The organism is Amycolatopsis rubida (genome assembly GCF_900115345.1).
Taxonomy (GTDB): Bacteria; Actinomycetota; Actinomycetes; order Mycobacteriales; family Pseudonocardiaceae; genus Amycolatopsis; species Amycolatopsis rubida.
On record NZ_FOWC01000007.1, the window covers coordinates 298,444 to 320,873 of the forward strand.

The 22,430-nt window shown below is 71.1% G+C and carries 23 protein-coding genes; 11 read left to right on the forward strand and 12 right to left on the reverse strand.

From position 1 onward, the window contains the following. Positions 1-122 precede the first annotated feature (122 nt). Entirely contained in the window at positions 123-1,184 is a 1,062-nt protein-coding gene (locus BM362_RS26630) for a Gfo/Idh/MocA family protein (RefSeq protein WP_093574990.1), read from the reverse strand. A 92-nt stretch (positions 1,185-1,276) separates the two neighbouring features. On the opposite strand from BM362_RS26630, the gene BM362_RS26635 reads away from it, so the two are divergent. Beyond that, positions 1,277-1,915, forward strand: coding sequence for a TetR/AcrR family transcriptional regulator (locus BM362_RS26635; protein ID WP_093574991.1), 639 nt, complete (start codon positions 1,277-1,279; stop codon positions 1,913-1,915). Here the strand turns inward: BM362_RS26635 and BM362_RS26640 are convergent. Next, entirely contained in the window at positions 1,839-2,273 is a 435-nt protein-coding gene (locus BM362_RS26640; RefSeq protein ID WP_067588826.1) for a MarR family winged helix-turn-helix transcriptional regulator, read from the reverse strand. The two genes, BM362_RS26635 and BM362_RS26640, sit on opposite strands and share 77 nt — an antisense overlap. 317 nt (positions 2,274-2,590) lie before the next feature. On the opposite strand from BM362_RS26640, the gene BM362_RS49310 reads away from it, so the two are divergent. The 5 genes from BM362_RS49310 to BM362_RS26665 all read left to right on the forward strand — a co-directional run bounded on the left by BM362_RS49310 (position 2,591) and on the right by BM362_RS26665 (position 6,563). After that, positions 2,591-3,004: an MBL fold metallo-hydrolase gene (locus BM362_RS49310; protein WP_244287297.1), complete on the forward strand. Its 414-nt coding sequence runs from the start codon at positions 2,591-2,593 to the stop codon at positions 3,002-3,004. Next, entirely contained in the window at positions 3,005-3,604 is a 600-nt protein-coding gene (locus BM362_RS26650) for a P-loop nucleotide/nucleoside kinase family protein (protein WP_093574992.1), read from the forward strand. A 276-nt stretch (positions 3,605-3,880) separates the two neighbouring features. Beyond that, a complete protein-coding gene (locus BM362_RS26655; RefSeq protein ID WP_093574993.1) occupies positions 3,881-5,515 on the forward strand; it encodes a beta-ketoacyl reductase in 1,635 nt (544 codons plus the stop codon). Between the two features lie 46 nt (positions 5,516-5,561). Continuing rightward, on the forward strand, positions 5,562-6,107 hold the full coding sequence (locus BM362_RS26660) for a hypothetical protein (protein WP_093574994.1): 546 nt from the start codon (positions 5,562-5,564) through the stop codon (positions 6,105-6,107). Between the two features lie 156 nt (positions 6,108-6,263). Next, positions 6,264-6,563 carry a hypothetical protein gene (locus tag BM362_RS26665; RefSeq protein ID WP_093574995.1) on the forward strand — a complete coding sequence of 100 codons (300 nt, stop codon included), beginning with the start codon at positions 6,264-6,266 and terminating at the stop codon, positions 6,561-6,563. 83 nt (positions 6,564-6,646) lie between these two features. Here BM362_RS26665 and BM362_RS26670 read toward each other — a convergent pair whose 3' ends face one another. Further along, a complete protein-coding gene (locus tag BM362_RS26670) occupies positions 6,647-8,383 on the reverse strand; it encodes a glycosyl hydrolase family 18 protein (RefSeq protein ID WP_167545447.1) in 1,737 nt (578 codons plus the stop codon). Between the two features lie 184 nt (positions 8,384-8,567). Continuing rightward, positions 8,568-9,818 carry an MFS transporter gene (locus BM362_RS26675; RefSeq protein ID WP_208865348.1) on the reverse strand — a complete coding sequence of 417 codons (1,251 nt, stop codon included), beginning with the start codon at positions 9,816-9,818 and terminating at the stop codon, positions 8,568-8,570. 552 nt (positions 9,819-10,370) lie between these two features. Between BM362_RS26675 and BM362_RS26685 the strand changes: the two genes are divergently transcribed. Next, complete coding sequence (locus BM362_RS26685; RefSeq protein WP_093574999.1) at positions 10,371-10,739, forward strand: hypothetical protein; 369 nt, start codon at positions 10,371-10,373, stop codon at positions 10,737-10,739. 190 nt (positions 10,740-10,929) lie between these two features. Here the strand turns inward: BM362_RS26685 and BM362_RS26690 are convergent, their stop codons facing one another. From BM362_RS26690 to BM362_RS26700, 3 genes are all read right to left on the reverse strand, one after another. Beyond that, positions 10,930-12,981: a M3 family metallopeptidase gene (locus BM362_RS26690; protein WP_093575000.1), complete on the reverse strand. Its 2,052-nt coding sequence runs from the start codon at positions 12,979-12,981 to the stop codon at positions 10,930-10,932. Between the two features lie 91 nt (positions 12,982-13,072). Further along, the gene (locus tag BM362_RS26695; RefSeq protein WP_067588844.1) at positions 13,073-13,777 is read right to left on the reverse strand and encodes a histidine phosphatase family protein; all 705 of its coding nucleotides are present in this window, start codon (positions 13,775-13,777) and stop codon (positions 13,073-13,075) included. A gap of 29 nt (positions 13,778-13,806) precedes the next feature. Beyond that, positions 13,807-14,649 (reverse strand): undecaprenyl-diphosphate phosphatase, encoded by an 843-nt coding sequence (locus BM362_RS26700; RefSeq protein WP_093575001.1) that lies wholly within the window; start codon positions 14,647-14,649, stop codon positions 13,807-13,809. A 245-nt stretch (positions 14,650-14,894) separates the two neighbouring features. On the opposite strand from BM362_RS26700, the gene BM362_RS26705 reads away from it, so the two are divergent. The 4 genes from BM362_RS26705 (at position 14,895) to BM362_RS48370 (ending at position 17,772) form a co-directional block, all read left to right on the forward strand. Then, entirely contained in the window at positions 14,895-15,857 is a 963-nt protein-coding gene (locus tag BM362_RS26705; RefSeq protein WP_067588948.1) for an aldo/keto reductase, read from the forward strand. Positions 15,858-15,955: 98 nt separating this feature from the next. Further along, on the forward strand, positions 15,956-16,969 hold the full coding sequence (locus BM362_RS26710; protein WP_093575003.1) for a YncE family protein: 1,014 nt from the start codon (positions 15,956-15,958) through the stop codon (positions 16,967-16,969). Beyond that, complete coding sequence (locus BM362_RS26715) at positions 16,966-17,190, forward strand: DUF5703 family protein (RefSeq protein WP_067588850.1); 225 nt, start codon at positions 16,966-16,968, stop codon at positions 17,188-17,190. The genes BM362_RS26710 and BM362_RS26715 overlap by 4 nt, the downstream gene beginning before the upstream one ends. Positions 17,191-17,208: 18 nt before the next feature. After that, positions 17,209-17,772 (forward strand): VOC family protein, encoded by a 564-nt coding sequence (locus BM362_RS48370; RefSeq protein ID WP_208865349.1) that lies wholly within the window; start codon positions 17,209-17,211, stop codon positions 17,770-17,772. A gap of 147 nt (positions 17,773-17,919) precedes the next feature. Here BM362_RS48370 and BM362_RS26725 read toward each other — a convergent pair whose 3' ends face one another. The 5 genes from BM362_RS26725 to BM362_RS26745 all read right to left on the reverse strand — a co-directional run bounded on the left by BM362_RS26725 (position 17,920) and on the right by BM362_RS26745 (position 22,248). Continuing rightward, entirely contained in the window at positions 17,920-18,564 is a 645-nt protein-coding gene (locus BM362_RS26725) for a hypothetical protein (RefSeq protein WP_093575004.1), read from the reverse strand. Positions 18,565-18,675: 111 nt separating this feature from the next. Continuing rightward, positions 18,676-19,404, reverse strand: coding sequence for an SRPBCC family protein (locus tag BM362_RS26730; RefSeq protein ID WP_093575005.1), 729 nt, complete (start codon positions 19,402-19,404; stop codon positions 18,676-18,678). Further along, on the reverse strand, positions 19,397-19,999 hold the full coding sequence (locus BM362_RS26735) for an ArsR/SmtB family transcription factor (protein ID WP_037805909.1): 603 nt from the start codon (positions 19,997-19,999) through the stop codon (positions 19,397-19,399). The genes BM362_RS26730 and BM362_RS26735 overlap by 8 nt, the downstream gene beginning before the upstream one ends. A gap of 33 nt (positions 20,000-20,032) precedes the next feature. Next, positions 20,033-20,926 carry an alpha/beta fold hydrolase gene (locus tag BM362_RS26740; protein WP_067588860.1) on the reverse strand — a complete coding sequence of 298 codons (894 nt, stop codon included), beginning with the start codon at positions 20,924-20,926 and terminating at the stop codon, positions 20,033-20,035. Then, positions 20,926-22,248 (reverse strand): M20/M25/M40 family metallo-hydrolase, encoded by a 1,323-nt coding sequence (locus BM362_RS26745; protein WP_037805907.1) that lies wholly within the window; start codon positions 22,246-22,248, stop codon positions 20,926-20,928. The genes BM362_RS26740 and BM362_RS26745 overlap by 1 nt, the downstream gene beginning before the upstream one ends. Between the last annotated feature and the right edge of the window lie 182 nt (positions 22,249-22,430).

Consider the following 22,430-nt stretch of genomic DNA (forward strand, 5'->3'; position numbering starts at 1 on the left):
TTCCGAGGTGGCCGCCCCGAAACCGGGGCGGCCACCTCGCGTCTGGCGCGGTTGTTTGGGAGGTGCGGGACGATCTGTGTCTCGCGGGATTGTTGCTCTTCACTCGCCCGCCGTATAGGTCGTTATACAGTTGAAAGCAGCTCGTGCAGCCGGTGGGCGGCGGCGAAATCCGGCACCGTGTGCGTCCCGTCGTGGAGGTCCGCGGCCAGCTGGTCGTAGACCCGGCCCACATTCGCCGCCTGGATCGGCAACTCGCTGGCATCGCGCACCGGGACCACCGTCCACTCCGGACTGCCGGGACGGGACAGGCGAAGCTCCAGCCGGCCGATCTGCACTTGCGCGGCCCACGGATCGGTCTCCGGCGCGGAGGTCAGCGCGAGATTCCCTTCGGTGCCCGCGATTTCGATCCGCGTCCGGGGCATCGCCGCTTCGCCGTCGTGCAGATGAACGGACACCGCTGCCCCGCCGTCGAGTTCGGCGTGCGCGAGGAAATGGTCCGGGGCCGTGACGGCGATCGGCTCCGCCGTTTCGGCGACGCGATGCGATCCGTTCCGGATCGCGGTCCGGCCGGACAGCTCGCGGATCGGCCCGAGCAGGTACTGCACCAGATCGAGCGTGTGCCCGCCGAGGACTTCGACCAGTCCGGCCCCGCTGCGGCGGTCGTAGGTGTAGGCCGTCCACCCGGGAACGTCCCGGGTGTTTCCCTTGCCGCGCGAACTGTAGACATTCGCGGACAGCACCTCGCCGATCTCCCCGATCATCTCGCGGGCCCGGCGGACAGTCGGCGAGAACCGCGCCTGCAGACCCACCGCCGTGTGCACCCCGGCCCGCTCCCCCGCCGCGGCCAGCGCGGCGGCTTCCCCCGCGGTCGTCGCCAACGGCCACTCGCAGTAGACGTGCTTGCCTGCTTCCAGCGCCGCCGTCACCAACTCGACGTGCGCGGGCACCTTCACCGTGACGACAACCAGATCGACGTCGGGGTGCTCGGCGAGACTCCGGGCGTCAGTAAAGGCAAGCCGTGCGCCGAACCGGGCGCGCGCCGCCTCCGCACTGCTGGTGCGCGTGGTCGCGATGGCGGCAAGCGAGAAGCCGGGCGACGCGGCAATGGCAGGGATGTGCGCCCGTGCGGCCCAGCCCCGATCCGGGTTGGCGCCGAGGATTCCGACGCCGATCGGCTTGGTCAAGCCCCCACCTCCACTAAGCGGGTCATGTTGTTCCGGTTCTGCCAAGCTACCAGAAGCGGAACAGCCTGACCCGCTTGGTCTAGACTGCGGGAATGCCGGACTCCGCCGTCGCAGCACTGCTCGCCCAAGGCCGACCGCGAGCCGACGCGCAGCGCAACGTCGAGCGGCTGGTCGCGGCGACCCGCGAAGCGCTCGACGAGCTCGGGCTCGCGGTCACGACCCGCGACATCGCCCAGCGCGCGGGCGTCGGCCTCGGCACGCTGTACCGGCGCGTGCCGTCACTGGACGCACTCCTCGCCGCCATCCTGACCGACACCATCGACGAGATGACCGACCGCGCCGCGCACGTGCTCGACGCCCCCGATCCGTGGCAGGGATTCGCCGAGTTCGCCGAGACCTACGTCCAGCTGCGCGCGTCCAGCTGCGGCCTGCACGACGCCCTGTCCGGCCGCGGCGAACGGCTTGACCTGGAACCGCGCGTCACCCGGCTGCAGCGGGCGATGCGTCAACTGGTCCAGCGAGCGCAACAGGCGGGGACGCTCCGCGCGGACCTCGGCTGGCGGGACGTCCCGTTCGCGCTCGCCACCGCGATCCCGCCGGACCACACGATCGGTCTCGTCCCGAGCGACGACCAGTGGCGGCGGAACCTCCGCATCATCCTCGACGGCCTGCGCCCGCCGCGATCGCCCGCTCCAGCAGCCCCCGCAGCGCTCGCTGATCCTTCGGAGTGAGCCCGGCCAGCGGCGAATCCCGGGTCAGCAGGTCGAGCAGCCGCTCGCGCAGCGCCGTGCCGTCCTCGGTGAGGACAAGATGCCGGGCGCGCCGGTCGGTCGGATGCGCGCGCCGCTCGATCAGCCCCTGCTTTTCCAGCTTGTCGACGACGAACGTGGCATTCGACGGCTCGCAGCTCATCCGCTCGGCCAGCTCGCGCATCGTCATCGGACCGGTCAGCTCCCGCAGCGCGGCCGCCTGCGCGGCGGTCAGCCCCAGGGTCACCGCGCGCTCGCGGACGTGGACGGCGATCTGCTGGGCCAGCCCGTTCACCAGACCGCACAGCTCCCGTTCGGCGATCGCCCGGGGCTCCGTCATGACCCCATCCTAGGAACTCCATCAAGTCAGAATAATTTGAGCCTGAATGTTTCTAACTTGATGCTTGTGGTCGGGAAGACCGCGGAAGGGAACGAAACGGTGCTCGACGACCGACTTCGCCGGCCCGCGCCGCGCCAGACCATCCACCCGGGCGAACAGTTACCTCGTCGCGAGCATCGGCGGACCGCTGGTGGAACGCGACGGCCGGGCGCTGCTGATCGACGCCGGGTTCGGGCGGCGGACCGGGCGCGCCGAACGGTGGTGCGCTGCTCGACAACCTGGCCGCGCTCGGGCGCGAACCGCAGGACTTCGAGGCAGTGGCGTTCACGCACTCGCACTCCGACCACATCGGCTGTCACGCCGGACATCTGGTCGCGGAGCCAGAGTGGGCGCGGCGCGAGCCCTCCGGCGAGACCGACGCGCTGACACCGCGAGTGCGCACGGTCGAGGACGGGCAGGAGGTGTTTCGCCGCCGGGCGCACGCCGAGTACGTCCTCACCTCCGGCGGGCACCGGCTGATCGCGTTCGGCGACGCGGTCCATTCGCCGATCCAGATCGAAAACCCGGACTGGTCCTGCGGGTACGACCGCGATCCGGCCGAGGCCGCCAGCCACCGCCGGAAGCTCGTCGCCGAACTGGCCGGGCACGGCACGATCGGCTACGGCAACCACTTCGCCGATGTCCTCTTCGGGCACGTCCGCGACGGCCGCTGGACCGCTAGGGTCGGGTGAATGGCCCGGCTGATCCACCTCAACGGCCCGTCCGGCATCGGGAAATCCACCGTCGCGCGGCGCTACGCCGATCTCCGCCCGGGAGTGCTGGCCCTCGACGCCGACCAGGTGGTCACGATGATCGGCGGCTGGCGGACCGCGTTCTGGGACACCCTGCCCGCCGCGCGGCGACTCGCGCTCGCCATGGCGGAAACCCATCTGCGCGCCGGATACGACGTCGTCCTGCCGCAGCTGGTGGCTCGCGTCGAGCAGGCCGAGCGGTTCGCGGAGGCGGCCCGCGCGGCTGGCGGCGAGTACGTCGAGATCATGCTCGCCGCGCCCCGGCCGCAGGCGAAAGCCCGGTTCGCCGCGCGCGGCGACCACGCGGCGACTGACGCGATGGCCGAATGGGGCGGTCCGGTCGTGCTCGACCGGATCCACGACCACGTCGCGGAGTACCTTCCGCTCCGTCCACAGTGCACAGTGCTGGACACCGAACACCTCGACCCGGACGAAACGTGCGCGAAGGTCGCGGAAATCGTTGCCCGCCGAGCAGCGGCGGAGGCACCGCGTGCACGGAACGGGGACCAAAGGGGAAATCTGCCGCCCGGCCCGGCCTGAGCGCGGTATATGTCGAGGAGTGCCAGGACACAGAGCCGACGCGGTCCGGCCGCCGTTCTCCGGGCGGACCGCGAGCCCCGCGCGGCCCGGATCCGGTGTCGCCGCGCGCATGGCTGCCGCGGAAATCGCAGCTGATTCCGGCGCAATCCTGATTCCCGACAGCCAACGACAGGTTGGAACGCAGCGAGCGCTCTTCAACGGCCCGGTTTCCGCTGTGCGTCCCGGCCAGTCGAGGGCATTCCCCGGCCCGCGCAGGTCCTTCCGGAAGAGACTCCCATGCCCGAACCCGTTGCCCGCACGGACTTCCCCACACCGCCCTGGCTGCTCAGCGCGAGCGACGGCGTTGCCCTGCGCGCCCTCGCCGCGGGCCTCCTCGACAGCACGGCGTCCGACGTCGACCTCGCTTACTCTCTCGCCACCCGGGCCCCGCTCGCGCTCCGCGTCCTCGTCCCGGCCGGCGACCGAACCGCCCTCGCAGCGGTCGCCAGCGGCGAGACGCCCGGACAGCCTGTGCCGGAGCGTCCCCGGCTGACCTTCGTCTCCCGCGGCAGCACACCATCTCCGGGCCGAGAAACCGAGTTCTCGCAACAGTTTCCGCTCTTCTCCGACACCTTCGACACGATGTTGGGCGACTATCAGGACTGGCTCTTCGCTTTCCAAGCCGCATTGTGCTGCCTGCTGGAATCCTGGGGCCTCCGCCCGGAAGCCGTCGCCCGCGTGACCAAACCCTGGGACGACACCAGCCTCGTCCTGGATCTCACCCCGCCGTCGGTCCGCGACCTGCTCGCCGAACTCGCCCGGCTGCACACCGCAGGCATCCCCGTCGCCTGGCACGAGGTCTTCGCCGGGAGCGGAGCCCAGCGAGCAGACCTGCCCGCCGAAACCCTGCTCTACCGCCCGCGCTGGGTCCCGGTCCCAGCGCGGGCCGGCCAAGCCGAAATCCTCGAAATCCCCGCGGGCAACGACGTCCACTCCCGCACTGCCCGCACCCTGGACGCTCTGCGACACCGCGAAGACCGGCTCGTCGTCACGACCAACGCCACCGGACCCGATCCCGATCTCGCGAGCGCCGCCGCCTGGGGTCTGCTCAACGCGGCGGCGGCCAAGGTCACCGTGGTCGACCTCGACCGGCCGACCCCCGCCGCCGACATCCTCCACCTCGTCGGCGGCAACACCGAACCCCGGCTCGCCATCCGCGACGGAGTACCGCACGCCTTCCGCGTCGCGCCCGCCGCAGCCTCCCCCGCCCGGCCGATCGATTCCTCCGGCACCGTCCTCGTCACCGGCGGCACCGGCCGAATCGGCACCCTGCTGGCCGAGCATCTCGTCGCCGGGCACGGTGTCCGGCACCTCGTGCTGGCGAGCCGCAGCGGCCCCGCCGCCGAACACCTCCCGACCGATCTCGACGCCGACGTCCGCATCGCCGCCATCGACGCCGCCGACCCGGATCAGGTCGAAAGCCTCATCGCGTCCTGCCACCCGCCGCTGACCGCCGTCATCCACTGCGCCGCGGTCTTCGACGACCCCTGCGCGGCGGCGCGGACCCCCGAATGCCCCGACCCGGTCATGCGCGCCAAAGCCGACTCCGCCTGGACCCTCCACGAAGCGACCAAACACCTGCCGCTGTCAGCCTTTGTGCTCTTTTCGTCCCTCGCCGGAATCTTCGGCGAAGCCGGAGCGAGCTACGCCGCCGCCAACCGATTCCTCGACGCCCTCGCCGCCCACCGGCGCGCACGCGGACTGCCCGCCGTCTCGATCGGCTGGAGCCGATGGGATCCGGCGGTCTTCGACGCCGCCCTCGGCAGCGAAGAAGCAGTGCTGCTCGGCCCCGGCGCGCCACCCGCCGGACAGACTCGCCCGCCCCGGGGACCCTTCCCCGCACTGCTGACGAGTGTCCCGGCCGGAAGATGACATCCGTCATCGGCTCCGCTCGCGGCGAACTCCAATACTCAGTGCCGTGAAGAAACTCCGGATCGCCGCCGCGGCCGCCCTCACCGCCGGACTCACCGTGCTCGCCCCGGCCGTCGCCGACGCCACGCCGATGCCGCTGACCTTCGGCGTCTACCCGGGCGGTTACGCCGGCGGCGGTTCCACCACCGGCAAACCCGACAATCCGGCCGAGGTGCGGAAAGCGTTGGCGCAGCTGCAATCCGGGCACCGACCGTTCCTGCTCCGCGACTACCTCGGCTGCGGCAGCGCCTTCCCCGACGACGAAATGCGGTACCTCGCGCCGGGCCGCCGGTTGGACGTGGTGCTCAGCTATTCCGGCGAGAGCATGCCGGAATGGCAGTCCTGCGTGGAGAAAACGGTGCACCGCTACGGCCCGATCGCCGATACGATCTCGGTCACTCTCGAACAGAACGTGGTGCCCCGGCCCAACGGCGACACCGCACTGGTGCAAGGCGTCGTCACCGGCCGGAAGGCAGCCGACCGGGACGGATTCGGCCGGCTGCGGATCGGCTTCGACGAGGTCGCCCGCACCCGGCCGTTCACGCAGTTCTAGCAGCATCTCGCCCAGCTCGGCGGGGCCGAGTTCAGCCGCTCGACCGGCTTCGTCGGCGTCGACCTCTACCCGGATGCCGGACTGCCCGGCATCCCGCCGGAGCCCGACCTGGCCAGGTTCGTCCACCAGACCCTGCACACCGTCCGCACCCAGGAGATGCCCATCGCGGGTCTCGGCCGCGACGTGCCGATCCGCGTGTCGGAGAACGGCTGGGCGACCCACACCGCCCAGCGCACGCCGGCCGGCCAAGCCCGCGCGCTGACGACGGAAATCCTGGCGATCAACCAGGATCGGGCCGCGGAGAACGTGGCCAGCTACGAGCTGTTCGCCCTGCGCGACGACGTCACCGGCTCCCCCAGCTCGTTCGACAACTTCGGCATCATGACCGACGACTACGCCCCGAAGCCGATGTACTGGCTGTACCGCGGCCTGATTTTGGCCCTCGCCCGCTTGTGAGATTTTTGTGTTTGAAACGCGAGCCGAGCGCCAGGCGAGAAATTTTTGCCTGGCACCCGGCTGTATAGGTCGTTATACACTAATCAGCCGACGGAGATGTCGTCCGCGTAGATCGGGCTCTGGCCGTACCAGCCGTGGACGTACACCGTCACCGTGCCGGACGAGCCGGTCGTGAAGGGCACGGTCAGCTTGGTCCAGCTGGAGTTGGCGGTCCACGAACTGGCCGTCGCTCCCCCGCGGACGCCGGCGTAGGCGTATCCGCCCTGGACCCACGCGGTCAGCGTGTACGCGTGGTTCGGCGCGAGCGTCAGGTTCTGCGTCGCTTCCCCGGTAGTCGACGCCGTCGGCGACACCTGCAGTGCGTGGCTGCCGGAGTGCACCGGCGAGGAGACGATCGCCCCGCCGCTCCACGGGCTGATCGCGCCGGTCTCGAAGTTGCCGTTGACGACGCTCCCGGTCGGGCTGGTTCCGTTGACAGTCAACGTGTACGTCGCGGTGTGGCTGCCGCCGCCCGCGACCGAGCCGGTGATCGTCAGCGGGTAGACGCCCGGCTGAGTCGCCGCGGTCGTGGTGATCGACAGGTTCGCGCTCTCCCCCGCCTTGACCGTGGCCGGACTGACCGAAGCGGTCACACCGCCCGGTGCACCGCTCACCGAAAGCGAAACCTGCTGCGCCGTACCGGAAGTCACCGCGGTGCTCACCTTGCCGGCGGCCGAACCGCCCGGGTCGACCGAAGCCGAGGCCGGGCTCGCGGTCACCGAGAAGTCGTTGCCCGGCACCGGAGTTCCGCCGGTGAACGGGGCGAACGTGTGGCTGAAGTACCACTTGTCCTGCGGGATGCCGGAACAAGTGTCCTGTGCGCCGGTGCCCGGGCAGCTGCCGTTGTCGCGCTGCAACGCCCAGAACGACAGCATGTCGATGCCCTTGGACACGGCCCAGTTGTAGACAGTGACCGCGTCGGCGGTGGTGAAGGTTTCGGCCGCGCCGAAGTCGTCGATGCCCGGCATCTCGGTGATGCCGACCATCCCCCACAGCTGTTCCTGCGTCTTGTTCGGATACAGCGACGCCAGCTGCGACACCAGCCCGCTCGCGGCGGTCTGGGTGTCCTGGGCCATGTTGTGGGTGGCGTTGTCGTAGTAGTCGAAGGTCATCAGGTTGACCACGTCGACCTTGGCTCCGTTGGACACCGCGTTCCGCAGCACGTCCAGCGCGCTGGTGAGACCGCTCGTGGTGGTCGGCAGCGTGTAGGAGATCTGCAGCTGGCGCCCGTTGGCCGCGGCCCAGTCCTGGACCTTCTTGATCGCCTTGTTCCGGCGGTCGACGCCCGCGGAGTTGGTCAGCGAGTTGTCCTCGATGTCCATGTCCAGGCGCGGCACGTCGTAGGTGGTGATCAGCGATTCGTACGCGGCCGCGATCTGGTCGACGTTCGTGCAGCTGTCGGCGATCTCGGTGGCGTCGTGGTCCGCGGTGTAGCCGCCGAACGACGGGATGACGTCCCCGCCGCGCGAGCGGATGGTGCGGAAGTCCGCGCCGAACGTCGAGTCCGACACCGGCATGCCGGTGTCGCCGTTCCAGAGGACGGTGCACGAACCCGGGGAGGCGGTCTGCAGGAACGCCATCGTCAGGTGCTTGACGCCCGCTTCCTGGGCCATCGCCGCCGGGCTCTCGCCGTTCCAGGATTCGAAGTAGGGCGCGAACACGTGGTTCGGCAGCGGCGTCGCGGCGTGCGCGGGCACCGCGGTGGCGACCAGCACGCCGAGCGGAGCCGCCGCGGCGGCCAGGACAGCGGACAATCGTGACAAGTGACTTCTTCGTCGCATGCGGGGCTCCAGTGCCGGAAAAGGGGCTGTGCGGCGGCGGCGCACGGCCGGAACCTTCCCAGAATTGGACTGGACCAGTCACCCGTCAAGGTCTAGACCACTAATGCGGCCGAACGGCCGGGTCGGATCGTCGGGCGCCACCGGGGGCCGGTGGTCCGGTGCCGGACCACCGGCCCCCGGTGGGTCAGCCCACCTGTTCCCTCGCCGGAGCCGGTGCGCCGAGCGAGAGCGTCGTCGAGCGCGTGGTCAGTGAAATCGCCGCTGCGGCCAGCGTCGACACCGCCAGGAAGCCGAACGCCGCGGCGAACCCGAACCGGTCCGCGAGCCAGCCCATCACCAGCGGCGCGAGCACGCCGGCGAGCTGGCCGCCGGTGTTGACCAGGCCCATTCCCGCGCCGACCAGATCGCGCGGCAGCACCCGCAGCGGCAGGCCGACGATGCCGATCGAGGCGAGGCCGCTGATGAACATCGCGACGGTCTGCAGCACGGTGAACCCGGTCGCCGAATCAGACAGCAGCATCGCGACGAGCACCCCGGCGGCGGCGACGAGCGCGGGCACCACGAGCCAGCGCGGCCTGCGGTCGAAGTACCGGCTCATCAGCCAGCCGCCGATCAGCACCGCCGCCGCGTTCACCAGCTGCGGGATCGCCGCCGAGACCCCCGCGGCGACCAGCGAAAGCCCCTTGGTCTCGACCAGGTACGACGGAACCCAGGTGATCATCCCGTAGGCGAGCATGTTGAAGCAGGCGAACATCGCCGCGCAGCGGATCACCAGCCGGTTCCGCAGCACCTGCGAGACCGGCACCTTCACCGGGGCGACGCGGGCCTCGGGTTCGGTCAGCTCGCGCGGCAGCGGCGCGGGCAGCAGCCGCCACAGCGCCAGCCCGACGATCAGCCCGGCCACCGCGACGATCCAGAACGTGTGCCGCCAGCCCGCGGCGACCACCAGCGGCGCGACCAGCAGCGGCCCGAGGCCCGCCCCGACCGAGTTGGACGCCAGCAGCAGCCCCGCGCCGCGGCTGCGCCCTTCCTGGGTCGTGCGCTCGGCGAGCGCCTTGAACGCCGCGCCCGGGAACAACGCCTGCGCGAACCCGAACGCCGCGCGCAGCACCAGCAGCACGACCAGCCCCGGCGCGAACCCGGTGGCGGCGGTGAACACCGACCACGCCACCAGGGAAATCACCAGCAGCGGCCGCGCACCGACGCGGTCCGCGAGCAGCCCGCCGGGCATCTGCCCGAGCAGGTAGGCGATCGCGAACGCGGAAACGACCAGCCCCTGCGTGGTCTTGGAAAGCCCGAACTCGGCTCCGATCAGCGGCAGCGCGACCGCGATCATCACGCGGTCGATGTAGTCGATGATGAAGACGCCGACCAGCAGCGCCAACGTGGTCCGTTCGGTCCGCCGCACGACCGGGGCGGAACTGCGAATGCTCACCGGCGGATCCTCCTTGATTCGGCGATGCCGCATTGTGCGGTCACGCACCCCCTCCGCGGCTTCGTCGGATCCACCGACAGTCAGGGCCGGGATTGCGCCGATCCGACGAAGAGCCGGTTCACCGCCGAGCCGGGGGCCGCTTCGGCCCAGGTCAGCACGTTCGGCCGGGAGAATCGGCCCGTTCGCCGCCGGAACCGCGCCGGCCTTCTCTACGCTGGCGCGACTGAGGACCGCGAACGCACAAGGACGGTGGGCATGGCCGAGGGCGACCGGACGCGGCGATCGGCGGCCGTTACCACCTGATCGGCGAACTCGGGTCCGGCGGTTTCGGCCGCGTGTGGCGGGCTCGGGACGAAACCCCCGGCGTGGACGTCGCGGTGAAGGAGCTGCGGCTGCCGCCGTCGTCCGGCGAGACCGAACGAGCCGGCCGGCTCAAGCGGGCCGAGCGGGCGGCGCGGCACGCCGCCCGGCTCCGCGACCACCCGCACGTCGTGGCCGAGGACGGGGCGCCGTGGATCGTGATGCGGCAATGGCGCCGTCACCTGTTCTCGCTTGGCGCGACACTCCACCACGCCGTCGAAGGCGTCTCCCCGTTCGCCCGGGACACCGCGAAAGCGACGATGGCCGCGAGCCTCTTCCACCAGCCCCCGTCCCCTGACCGAGCTGACCACCCTCCAACTGGAGAAAGACCCCGCCGAGCGCTTCGACGCCGAAGCTCGGGAACTGGCCGCCGAAGCGACCTCGCCGCGGCGCGAAACCCGGATCGAGACTGTTCGGCAGCCGGTCGATCCGGAACCTGGGCCGCCGCCGCGGCAGCGCATCATCGCCGGGACCGTGGCGACGGCCGTCGTCGTCACGATGATCGCCCTGAGCGGCGCGACGCATGCCGACACCCGGGCAGACGCCGCCCCCCGGCGTTGATCGCCAGGGGGGGAATCGCGTTCTTGGTGGGAGTCGGCCCGCGCACCTGGCCGATCCGGCACTCCAAGCCGATCCCCTTCGGCGCGGGCGCTGTGGCTGCCGGGCATCGCCGTCGGCTGAAGCTCTTCCCGGATCTATCCGGCGGGGCCGGTCGTCCCAGCCCCGCCGGATAGGTCGTTATACACCCAGCTTACGCCCCGGCCAGTCCCCGGCGCTTCAGCAGCGGCTCGATCTCCGGCGCGCGGCCGCGGAAGGTCGCGAACGCCTCCATCGGGTCGACGCTGCCGCCGAGGCCGAGCAGGGTCGACCGGAAATGGTCGCCGTTCTCCCGCTTGAGGCCGCCGTTCTCGGTGAACCACTCGACGGTGTCCGCGTCGAGCACCTCGCTCCAGATGTAGGAGTAGTACCCGGCGCTGTAGCCGCCGGAGAAGACGTGGTTGAAGTACGTCGTCCGGTAGCGCGGCGGGACGCTGTCCAGTGCCACGCCCGCCTTTTCCAGCGCCTCGGCCTCGAACCGCTGCACGTCCTCCACCCGGTCGTCCGGGCCGAAGCGGTGCCAGGCGAGGTCGAGCAGCGCCGCGGCGAGGTACTCGGTCGTGCGGAAGCCTTCGCCGTACTGCTGCGCGGCCTCCAGCAGCTCGACCTGCCCGGCGGGCAGCGGCTCCCCCGTCTCGTGGTGCTTGGCGTAGCTGGCCAGGATTTCCGGCCACAGCATCCACATCTCGTTGACCTGCGAGGGGTACTCGACGAAGTCGCGCGGCACGTTGGTGCCGGTGAACGTCGGGAACTCGACGCCGGACAGCAGCGAGTGCAGCGCGTGCCCGAACTCGTGGAACGCGGTGCGCACCTCGTCGAGCGAGAGCAGCGTCGGCTCCCCCTCGCGCGGCTTGGTCACGTTCAGCACGTTGACCACGACCGTGCGCCGCCCGAGCAGCCGCGACTGGTCCACGAAGTTGTTCATCCACGCGCCGCCGCGCTTGGAGTCGCGGGTGTAGTAGTCCATCAGGAACAGGCCGAGCCCGCTCCCGTCGGCGTCGAAGACCTCGAAGATCCGCACCTGCGGGTGATACTTCGGCAGGTCGTTCCGCTCGGTGAAAGTCAAGCCGTACAACCGGTTCGCGGCCACGAACACGCCGTCGTGCAGCACTCGGTCCAGCTCGAAGTACGGCCGCAGCGCCGCGGTGTCCAGCTGGAACCGCTCGCGCTCCACCTTCGACGCGTAGAACGCCCAGTCCCACGGCTGCAGCGTCGCGCCCGGCACGTCCGCCTCCAGCAGCTTCCGCAGTTCCGCCGCCTCGGTGCGCGCGTTCGCGACCGCCACCGGCGCCAGCCGCTCCAGCAGCCCGCCGGCCGCCTCGACGGTCTTGGCCGTCTCGTCCGCGATCACGTACGCCGCGTGGTTCGGGTAGCCCAGCAGCGCGGCCCGCTCGGCTCGCAGCCGGGTGATCTCCTGGACGATCGCGTTGTTGTCGTAGTCGTTTCCGCGGTTGCCTCGCGACACCGAAGCGGTGAAGACGCGCTCGCGCACCGAGCGGTTTTCCAGCGAGGCCACGGCCGCCTGCGCGGTCGGCAGCGTCAGGGTCAGCACGTACTTGCCCGCAAGACCGCGTTCGGCCGCTGTCTGCGCCGCCGCCGCGATCGCGCTCTCGCCGAGCCCGGCCAGTTCCGCGGCGTCGTCGAGCACGACCGCGAGATCATTGGTGTCCCGCAGCAGGTTCTGCGAAAAACGGGTCTGCAGCGTCGAAAGCTGCTCGTTCAGCGCACGCAGCTTCGCCTGGTCCTCCTCGGGCAACCCGGCGCCCGCGCGGCTGAAATCGGTGTAGCGGCGCTCCAGCAGCCGAAGCTCCTCCGGGTTCAAGCCCAGCTCCGCACGCTTGCGGTACAGCGCGTCGATGCGGGCGAACAGCCGCGGGTTCAGGTGGATCGCGTCCTCGTGCGCGGCCAGCTTCGGAGCCAGCTCGGCCTGGATCTCCTGGACCTCGTCGGTCGCGTTCGAGCCGGAGATGTTGAAGAACGTGCCCGACACCCGGGTCAGCAGCGCACCGGCCCGCTCGAGCGCCGCGATCGTGTTCTCGAAGGTCGGCTCGGCCGGGTCGTCGGCGATCCGCTCCACGTCGGCGGCGTGCTCGGCGAGCCCGGCCTCGAAGGCGGGGCGGTAGTGCTCGTCGGCGATGCGGTCGAACGGCGGCAGCTCGTAGGGCAGGTCGCTGGGGACGGCGAACGGGTTGTCCGGGGAAATCATTCGGGTTTGCGCTCCTGGTTCTCCACAGGGTTCTCCGCGTGGTTCCGCCCACCCTACGGGGTTTGGCATCCGACGGAAGGACTGTCGAGCGTCAGCGGCCCGTGCTTCCGCCTACGACGGCGTCGCTGGCAGCCTTCCTGCCGCGGCCGCGTTTCTTCGGCGGAGGCGGCACGATTCCGGCCAGGTCGCCGCCGTGCTCGTTCACCCGGAGCACGAACGGCCGCGTTTCGGTGTAGCGCACGACCGACACCGCGGCCGGGTCCACCACGATCCGCTGGAACGCGTCGAGATGCTGGCCCAGCGCGTCGGCCAGGATCGACTTGAGCACGTCGCCGTGGCTGCACACGACCCACACCGCGTGGTCGCCGTGTTCGGCGGTGATCCGGGCGTCGTGCGCGCGGATCGCGGCCACCGCGCGCGCCTGCATCTCGGCGAGCCCTTCCCCGCCGGGGAAGACCGCCGCCGACGGATGCGCCTGCACGACGCGCCACAACGGTTCCTTCACCAGGTTCTTGAGTTCCCGGCCGGTCCACTCGCCGTAGTCCACTTCGGACAGCCGAGGTTCGACGACCTTCGCCAGGCCCTTCGCGGCGGCCAGCGGCGCGACGGTCTGCTTGCAGCGCAGCATCGGCGACACCACCAGCTCGGCGACCGGCACCCCGGCGAACCGCTCGACGAGGGCGTCGGCCTGTGCTCGGCCGGTGTCGTCCAGCCCGACCTTCGGCGTGCGTCCGGCGAGGACGCCCGAGCCATTGGCCGTGGACTTCCCGTGCCGGAGCAAGATGACCGTACTCACGACGCCACCCTAACCGGTGACCCGCCGGTTCAGCCGCCCGCGGGTCCCGCGTCCGGGTCGAGCACCCCGCCGAAGACCAGGCCGAACAGCACGACCCCGAGCACGACGCGGTAGATCACGAAGGGCACGAAGCTGCGCTTCTTGATGTAGGCCATCAGCCACGCGATCACCAGGTAGCCGACGCCGAAGGCGACCAGCGTGGCCAGGATCGTCGGCCCCCATTGCGCGTTCTCGCCGTTCTTGCCGATGTCGGTCAGCTTGTACAGCCCCGAGCCGAACACCGCGGGCACCGCGAGCAGGAACGAGTACTCGGCGGCTTCCGACCGGGTGTAGCCCATCAGCAGGCCGGCGCTCGTCGTGCCGCCCGAGCGCGAGACGCCCGGGATCAGCGCGAGGGCCTGCGCGAAGCCGTACGCCAGGCCGTGCGGCACGTTCAGCTGGTCCAGCGTCCGTTGCTGCTTCGCGGTCCGGTCGGCGAACAACAGGATCAGGCCGAAGACGATCAGCGTCGTCGCGGTGATCCGCAGGTCGCGGAACGCCCGGTCGATCTCGTCCTGCAGCAGCAGGCCGAGCACGACGATCGGCAGCGAGCCGACGATGATCAGCCAGCCCAGCCGCGCGTCCGGGTCGCGCCGCCAGTCCGGGCGGTAGAGGGAGAAAAACCAGGCGCGCAGGATCCGGCCGATCTTCGGCCCGAAGTAGAGGATCACCGCCAGCTCGGTGCCGATCTGGGTCACCGCGGTGAACGCCGCGCCCGGATCGCCCCAGCCCGACAACGCGGCGACGATCCGCACGTGCGCGCTCGAGGAGATCGGCAGGAACTCGGTGAGCCCCTGCACCAGCCCCAGGATCAGGGCCTCGAACCATCCCATCAGGCCGCTCCCGCCGGTTCGCCCGCCCGCACGGGGCGCAGTCCGATTCGCACGACTCGGGAACCTATCGGGTGGTTTCCGGGGACTCCCGCGAGGGCGCCGGTCCGGTGGCCCGGGACTTGCGCCAGGTCCGTGCCCCGGCCGCGCCGGCAGCGCCGGCAGCGGGCCCCGGAAGCGGGATGCCGGTCCGACACGGGGTCACCTTGGTCGGGTGCGGGCGGGTGCGCCCACTAGGCTCGGCGGTCGTGGAAAAGCGACAGCTCGGCCGGTCGGGACTGCGGATATCGCGGATGGCCCTCGGCACCATGACGTGGGGCGGCGACACCGATCCGGACGAGGCGGCCAGCCAGCTGGTCGCGTTCGTCGACGCGGGCGGCACGCTCGTCGACACCGCCGACCTTTACGCGGGCGGCGAGGCCGAGCGGATGCTCGGCGAACTGCTGTCGGACCTGGTGCCGCGCGAGGACGTCGTGCTGGCCACCAAGACCGTCGCCCGCCGCGCCGACGGCCCGTTCGGCGGCGGCGCTTCGCGCGGCGCGCTGCTGTCCGCGCTCGAAGGGTCGCTGCAGCGGCTTCGCACCGACCACATCGACCTGTGGCAGCTGCACGCGTGGGACTCCTGCGTGCCCATCGAGGAAACGCTGTCCGCCCTCGACTACGCGGTGACGAGCGGCAAGGTCCGTTATGTGGGCGTCTCCAACTACGCGGGCTGGCAGCTCGCCACCGCCGCTTCGCTCGCCACAGTGCCGCTCGTCTCCGGGCAGTTCGAGTACTCGTTGCTGGAACGCGGCATCGAACGCGAAGTCGTCCCGGCCGCGGCGCACCACGGGATCGGGGTGCTGCCGTGGGCTCCGCTCGGCCGCGGCGTCCTCACCGGGAAGTACCGCACCGGAACGCCCGCCGACTCGCGCGGCGCGTCCGCGGAGTACGCCGGCTACGTCGAACACCACCGCACCGAACGGGCCGCGCGGATCGTGCAGGCCGTCGTGACCGCCGCCGAAGGGCTCGGCACCTCGCCGCTCGCGGTGGCGCTGGCCTGGGTCCGGGACCGGCCGGGGGTCGCCGCCCCGGTCGTCGGCGCGCGCGACACCGGCCAGCTCACCGGGTCGCTCGCCGCCGAAGACCTCACGCTCCCGCCCGCCATCCGCAGCGCGCTGGACGACGTCAGCGGCGTCGAATTCGGCTATCCGGAGAGGGGCACGCGGTGAGCCGCAGGTGTCGGGTCGGTGACACGGGCGTGACGGTTCGGCGATCCTGGAGGATGCTGGAGGGACCTGCTCGCCGGAGCTTTGCTGGAGGTTTCAAGGTGCGTCGGCTCGCCGCCGTCTCGCGGATCGCGATCCCGCTGGCCGGTGCGCTCGCGCTGTCCGCCTGCTCGTCCTCGGCGGAGCCGAAGGACAATCTGCAGGTCGTGGCCAATCCGACGGCCGCGAAACCCGCCGCCTCCCCTGCTCGCGCGGCGCCTCCCGCCGGGCAGGTGCTGCCGATGCCCGCGGTGTCCGCGATCGCGGCCGACCAGCAGAGCCACACGCTCGTCGTCGCCCTCAAGCAGCCCGCGGAGCTGCGGCTTTACGATCTCGCCTCGCTCGGCGCGCCGAAGAAGACCGTCGCGCTGCCCGGCCCGGCGGAGTCGCTCAGCGTGTCCGGGGGCCAGGCGCTCGCCGGGATCCCGGGCAAGGGCGTGCTCGCCCGCGTCGCGCTGCCGAGCGGGCAAGTGACCGCCGAGAAGGTCGCCGGGCAACCGGCCGCCGGGGTCGCCGACGGACCGGACACGCTGGTCGCGGTCCGCGACCGCAAGGCCGTCGAGGTGCTGGCGAACGGCTCGGTCGCGAAGACGATCACCGGGCAGCTCTACAGCGCCGACGACGTGGTCGACACCGGCAACGGCGTCGTGGTCCTCGACCGGCTGCGCACCGCCGTGTTCAGTGTGGACGTCCAAGCCGGAACGATGGACGAGGGCCTGCGCGCGGGCGACGGCGCGGCCAACGCTGTCGCCGACTCCTACGGCCGCGTGCTGGTCACCGACGCCCGCGCGGGCGCGTTGCTCGCGTTCTCGACCAACCCCTTGATCCTCCGCCAGCGCTACCCGGTGCCCGGTGGCGCGTACGGCCTCGCCTACGACGCGAAGCGCAGCCTGGCGTGGGTCACCCTGACCGCCCGCAACGAGGTCGTCGGCTACGACGTCCGCGGCGGAGAGCCCGTCGAGAAGTACCGATTCCCGACCGTGCGCCAGCCGGACACGGTGGGCGTCGACGACCAGAGCGGCCGCGTGTTCGTCGGCTCGGCCGCCGGAGAAGGGACCCAGGTGATCCAGCCATGACGACAGTCGACGAGGCGGTGGTCGAAGGGGATTGGGAGTATCGCCGCCTGCGCCTCCCCCCGGCGGTGTCCCGGCGCGCGGCGATGATCCAGCTCTCCATCCACGCGGAGTTCGCGGGCTGGGAACTGCGCACGGTCCGGCTTTACGCGGACGGGACGCGGAGGGTGTGGCTGCGGCGGAAGCGCACCGCGGCCGACCACTCGACGGGGCTGCCCACCTGACCCGCTCGACTGTCCGTTATGCGCGAGTTGGTCTGTCTCGTCGCGCCCGCCCTCGACAGCCTCATCGCCGCCCCGACCCGGGAGGACCCGACCGGCCCGGTCTTCCAGTTCGAAGGCGACCACGCCGACCCGCTGCTGCGCGAGTATCCGGAGATGGTACCCACGCACCTCCGGTCCGCGCTCGGTATCGAGGACGCGCCGCACCGGCGTTTCGACACGGTCGTCGAAGGCCGCGTCTCCTGTCAGATAGGCGTCGAACTCGGCGTTCCCGACGCGTACTCGCATCTTTTGAATGCTGTAGCCGGTCCGGTGCGCCGTTGTGCGACGCCGGGTTCTCAGTGGACAGCCGGACCTTCGAGAGCGGTGGCCCTAGTAGCCTGGACCCGCATGGCCGACGCTTCGCCGCCGCAAACCGTGTACCCCAACCTCAAATACGCCGATCCGAAAGCCGCCGTCGAGTTCCTCGCCGAGACCTTCGGATTCGAGCGGGCACGAGGCCGACCAGTACGGCATGCACAGCCCGCTCGTGCTGCGCGGCACCAGCCACGCGTTGTGCGTTTGGGTGCCGGACGACACGCTTGAGCGCCACCAGGCCCGGGCCGAGGCCGCCGGGGCGCGGATCCTCGGCCAGTGCACGATTCCCCGGCCGGGGTCCGCGAGTACTCGTGCGCCGATCCCGAGAGCCAGGTCTGGACCTTCAGCAGCTACGCGGGCGAGTAAGCCTCGCGCTCACCGGCGTCTGCTGTGTTTGCCCGGCCGGTCCGGATACCGGATACGCAACCGCGCTGCCAGCCCGAACAACACCGCCAGGACGATCGCGCCAGCCGCGGCGAGAAGCGCGCCGAACGTCAGTTCGCCAGCGTCGGTCGCAGTGCGGGTCTCCACGATGCCTGCCCGGTCTTCGGCAAGATCGACGGCAGTGCCGGGAACGAGCTTCGAGTCGACGGACACGTCCTCGTCCAACGGAGTGCCGTCCGGCCGGGCGAATCGCGCGGTGCACGCGGTGCCGAAGCGGGCCTGGTGGCATTCGGAGGAAACCACGGTCGCGGTGTAGCGCTCGCCGTGCACTGCGACGTAGCCGACGCAGGTCATCGCGACCGCGACCCCGTACAGAATGGTGCAGACGACGGTCAGCACCAGCAGCCAGGTCCGTCCGCTGGACCTGAACGTCACCACTCCCGCCGCGCAAGCGAGCGCGATGACAAGAACCGCGCCGGCGAGTCCGCCGCCCGAAGCGGGATTCACCAGCGCCAGCCCGGCTCCCGCGCCCAGCACCAGTACGCCCAGCCAGCACGCCCCGGCGCCGAGCGTTACCGCGACGCGGCTCGCCTGCCGCGGGGTACGCGTCGCCGGGATGGGCTTTCTCGCCGTCATCCGGGAATCATGGCAGTCCGGGTGTCCACCGCGCGCACGCCCGGACCCAGCGGACAGTTCGCTGCGGCGACCTCCTCCGCATCCGGCCACCGGTGCGTTTTTCGACACCGTTCAGCCGAGCGCGGCCATCCACTCCGCCCACCTGGCTTCCTCCGCCGCCACGTCCACGCCCGGCGCGACGACGTGGTGCGTCGCCACCAGCGGCCCGCGGAAGCCTTGCATGAAGCAGAAAAGGCCCTCGCCGGTACGGATCCCGACCGTCTGGTCGTTCACCGCGTAAATCACCCCTTCCGCCCCGGCCAGCCGGACTTTCGCGCCCACCGTCAGCTGTTCGACGCCCACTTCCTTCGCCAGCGCGGCCCACAGCGCCGGCCAGTCCGCGACGGCCGTCGTCCCGAACGCGGTGACCGGTTTCGCCGTCCGGCCCGGGAAGTGCCGCACGAACTCCACCAGGTTGCCGAAGAACAGCCCGCCGCCCGCCTGCATGGCCTCGAACTCGTCCGCCCAGTCGTCGCCGGGCAGGAATCCGCTTGTGACGCAGCGGACGACCGAACTGCCGCCCTCCCGGCCCTCGACGAGGAATTCGTACGCGATCCGTCGCCCGTCCGGCTCTGGTTCGCCGCCGTAGGCCAGCCGGTTCGGCGGATCCCAGGCGGTGATCGCGTGCGTCGGTTCGTAGGCCGCGAACGCGCCGCGCACGGCGCCGCCGACGCCGCCTTCGACCTCGTTGCGGCCCATGAACCACGAGTCGATGCCCGGCCCGGTCGCGATCGCCGCCCAGACTTGTTCCGGCTCGACCGGGACCTCGGCGGCGTCGATTTCCCGGAAGTCCTTACCCATGCCCGTTTTCCTCCCCCATCGGCACGCTCGGGTGCACCGCCAGCACCACCCGGTGCGCACGGCCGTTCTCGGCTTTCTCGTCGTGGTACTTCCCGACCAGCGTGGTCACCGCCGTCGCCAGTTCCTCCGCGAACGCCGCGCGGTCGGCCGCCGAAGCGAACCGGACCTCGCCGTCGAGCGCGAAGGTGGCGACGCGTTTCTTCGCTTTCGCCGCACCGGTGATCAGGATCCCGACGTCGCGCACCAGCCGACCGGCGACCGCCAGCAGCCAGCGCGCGGACAGCCGGTCCGGCGACTGCGCCGGATCGGGCTGCACGGCCGCGAGCGCGGACGGCGAGATCACGTACGAGGCCGCGGTCGCCCGCATCATCCGCTCCGTGACGTTGCCCTTGCGCCGTTCCTCGACCAGCTCCACGAGCCCGTGCTTTTCCAGCGCGCGCAGGTGGTAGTTGACCTTCTGCCTCGGCAGGTCGACGCGGGCGGCCAGCATCGTCGCCGACGCGGGCTGGGCCAGTTCGGCCAGCAGCCGGGCCCGGACCGGATCCAGCGACACCTCGGCCGCGGCCGCGTCCTCGATCACCGCAACGGGAAACATGCGTCCCATCGTCGCTGCTGAAGACTCAGCTTGTCAAGACAGGTTTTCTTGTCGGTAGACCTCGTGGACCACCGCGGCGATCCGCGGGACCACCTGCGCCGCGGCCTCCAGCGGCACGACGTGCCCGACGCCGGGCAGCACCACGGCGTACCCCCTGGCCAGCCCGCGCACGAACTGCTCGACGTCGGCGGGCGCGACGATCCGGTCCCGCTCCCCCACGATCGCGGTCACCGGCAGGTCGCCGGCCAGCGACAACGCGGCTTCCCGCGCGTAGGCGTCGAGTGCGGGCCGGAACTGCGCCACGGTGTGCGGCCAGTTGCCGCGGATCATCTTCACGGTCAGCTCGACGAGGTCCGGGCCGGGATCGTCGCCGAACAGCCACCAGCGCAGCCCGGCGCTCACCGCGCGGCTGGTGTGCTCGCGGAACACGCCGTAGAGCTTCGCGCCCAGCACCATTTCCAGGTCCTGCGCGAGCTTCCCGAGCGCGTTGGGCCAGGCCGCCGACGCCTCGGTGGCCAGCCGCCCGGACGAGGTCGACAGCAGCACCAGCCCGCCGGCGCGCTCGGCGAACAGCTCCGGATGCCGCTGGGTCAGCGACATGACCGCGAGCCCGCCCATGTCGTGGCCGACGAGCACGACGCGGCCGTGCGGGACGGCCCGCTCGATCACCTCGGCGAGGTCGTCGGCGAGCTGGCCCATCGTCGCGGTGCCGCGCGCGGCCCGGCCGGATTCGCCGTGCCCGCGGTGGTCGTAGCCGAGCACCGCGAGCGGATGCTCGACCGCGTCCGGCAGCACCGGGGCGATCCGGCCCCAGCTGCGCTGGTCGAGCGCGTAGCCGTGCAGCAGCACGACGGTCACCGCCGCCGCCGGGTCGCCCCCGCGCACGAGGTGCAGGGGCGTGCCGTCGGCGAGCCGGAACCCGGGCATCAGGACGAGCGGAGGAACCGGTCCAGCACCCGGACGCCGAACTTCAGCGCGTCGACCGGGACGCGCTCGTCCACGCCGTGGAAGAGCCCGGAGAAGTCCAGGTCGGCGGGCAGTTTCAACGGCGCGAAGCCGAAGTTGCGGATGCCGAGCTGCTGGAAGGACTTCGCGTCGGTGCCGCCGGAGAGCATGTACGGCAGGGTGCGCGCGCCCGGGTCCTCGGCCAGCACCGCGGCGGTCATGGCGTCGACGAGCGCGCCGTCGAACGTCGTCTCGACCGGCGGCAGCTCCATCCACTCCTTCTCGATGTCCGGCCCGAGCAGCTCGTCCAGCTCGCGGTCGAACGCCTCAAGCCGGCCCGGCAGGATCCGGCAGTCGACCGCGGCCTCGGCCACCGAAGGAATCACGTTCGACTTGTAGCCCGCGGTGAGCATCGTCGGGTTCGCGGTGTCGCGCAGGGTCGCGCCGATCATCCGCGAGATGTTCCCCAGCTTCGCGACCGCGCCCTCGAGGTCGTCCTCCGGAAAGTCCCAGCCGGTGATCTCGGTGACGCCCGCGAGGAACTCGCGCACGGAATCGGTCAGCACCAACGGGAACTGGTGCTGCCCGAGCTTCGCCACGGCCTCGGACAGCTTGGTGACCGCGTTGTCGCGATGAATCATCGATCCGTGGCCCGCCGTGCCGCGCACGCGCAGCTTCATCCAGCGGATGCCCTTCTCGGCCGTCTCGATCACGTACGCGCGGACGTTGTCCTTCAACGTGATCGAGAACCCGCCGACCTCGCTGATCGCCTCGGTGACCCCCTCGAACAACTCGGGCCGGTTCTCCACCAGCCACTGCGCCCCGTACTTGCCGCCCGCCTCTTCGTCGGCGACGAACAGGAACACGAGGTCACGGGGCGGCACGATATTGTTGATCTTGTAGTGCCGGGCCAGGGCCAGCGTCATGCCGACCATGTCCTTCATGTCGACCGCGCCGCGCCCCCACACGTACCCGTCCTGGACCGCGCCGGAGAACGGATGCACGGACCACTCGGCCGGATCGGCGGGAACGACGTCGAGGTGGCCGTGGATCAGCAACGCCCCGCGGCTCGGGTCGGCCCCCGGCAGCCGCACGATCACGTTGTGCCGGTCCTTGCCGCCCGACTCGACGTAGGTGATCTCGTACCCGGCGTCGGTCAGCTTCTCCGCGACGTACTCGGCCGCGACCCGCTCGCCCACGAGGGTTTCGGGGTCGCCGGTGTTGGTGGTGTCGATGCGGATCAGCTCGCTGGTGAGCGTGACAGCCTCGTCCGCGGCGGCGTCGATCAAGTTCGGTTGGGTCACCGGCCATTCCTATCATCCGACGCCCCGGCACGCCGTCGTCCCGGCGAGTGGACCCGCCGCCCGGCACGGCGGCCGCCCCCGAAGTCCGTGAGAGCCACCCTGAGGAACTCTGATTCCCTCAGGGTTCCCCTCACGACCAGCCACCGGAGGTGAGGGGGCTTCATGGAGCCCGCCGCGGATGC

Coding starts and splice junctions, on each gene's coding strand:
- BM362_RS26635 (WP_093574991.1), top strand. CDS start 1,277: ATGCCGGACTCCGCCGTCGCAGCACTGCTCGCCCAAGGCCGACCGCGA.
- BM362_RS26640 (WP_067588826.1), bottom strand. CDS start 2,273: ATGACGGAGCCCCGGGCGATCGCCGAACGGGAGCTGTGCGGTCTGGTG.
- BM362_RS26650 (WP_093574992.1), top strand. CDS start 3,005: ATGGCCCGGCTGATCCACCTCAACGGCCCGTCCGGCATCGGGAAATCC.
- BM362_RS26655 (WP_093574993.1), top strand. CDS start 3,881: ATGCCCGAACCCGTTGCCCGCACGGACTTCCCCACACCGCCCTGGCTG.
- BM362_RS26665 (WP_093574995.1), top strand. CDS start 6,264: ATGCCCATCGCGGGTCTCGGCCGCGACGTGCCGATCCGCGTGTCGGAG.
- BM362_RS26670 (WP_167545447.1), bottom strand. CDS start 8,383: ATGCGACGAAGAAGTCACTTGTCACGATTGTCCGCTGTCCTGGCCGCC.
- BM362_RS26690 (WP_093575000.1), bottom strand. CDS start 12,981: ATGATTTCCCCGGACAACCCGTTCGCCGTCCCCAGCGACCTGCCCTAC.
- BM362_RS26700 (WP_093575001.1), bottom strand. CDS start 14,649: ATGGGATGGTTCGAGGCCCTGATCCTGGGGCTGGTGCAGGGGCTCACC.
- BM362_RS26715 (WP_067588850.1), top strand. CDS start 16,966: ATGACGACAGTCGACGAGGCGGTGGTCGAAGGGGATTGGGAGTATCGC.
- BM362_RS48370 (WP_208865349.1), top strand. CDS start 17,209: ATGCGCGAGTTGGTCTGTCTCGTCGCGCCCGCCCTCGACAGCCTCATC.
- BM362_RS26725 (WP_093575004.1), bottom strand. CDS start 18,564: ATGACGGCGAGAAAGCCCATCCCGGCGACGCGTACCCCGCGGCAGGCG.
- BM362_RS26730 (WP_093575005.1), bottom strand. CDS start 19,404: ATGGGTAAGGACTTCCGGGAAATCGACGCCGCCGAGGTCCCGGTCGAG.
- BM362_RS26735 (WP_037805909.1), bottom strand. CDS start 19,999: ATGTTTCCCGTTGCGGTGATCGAGGACGCGGCCGCGGCCGAGGTGTCG.
- BM362_RS26740 (WP_067588860.1), bottom strand. CDS start 20,926: ATGCCCGGGTTCCGGCTCGCCGACGGCACGCCCCTGCACCTCGTGCGC.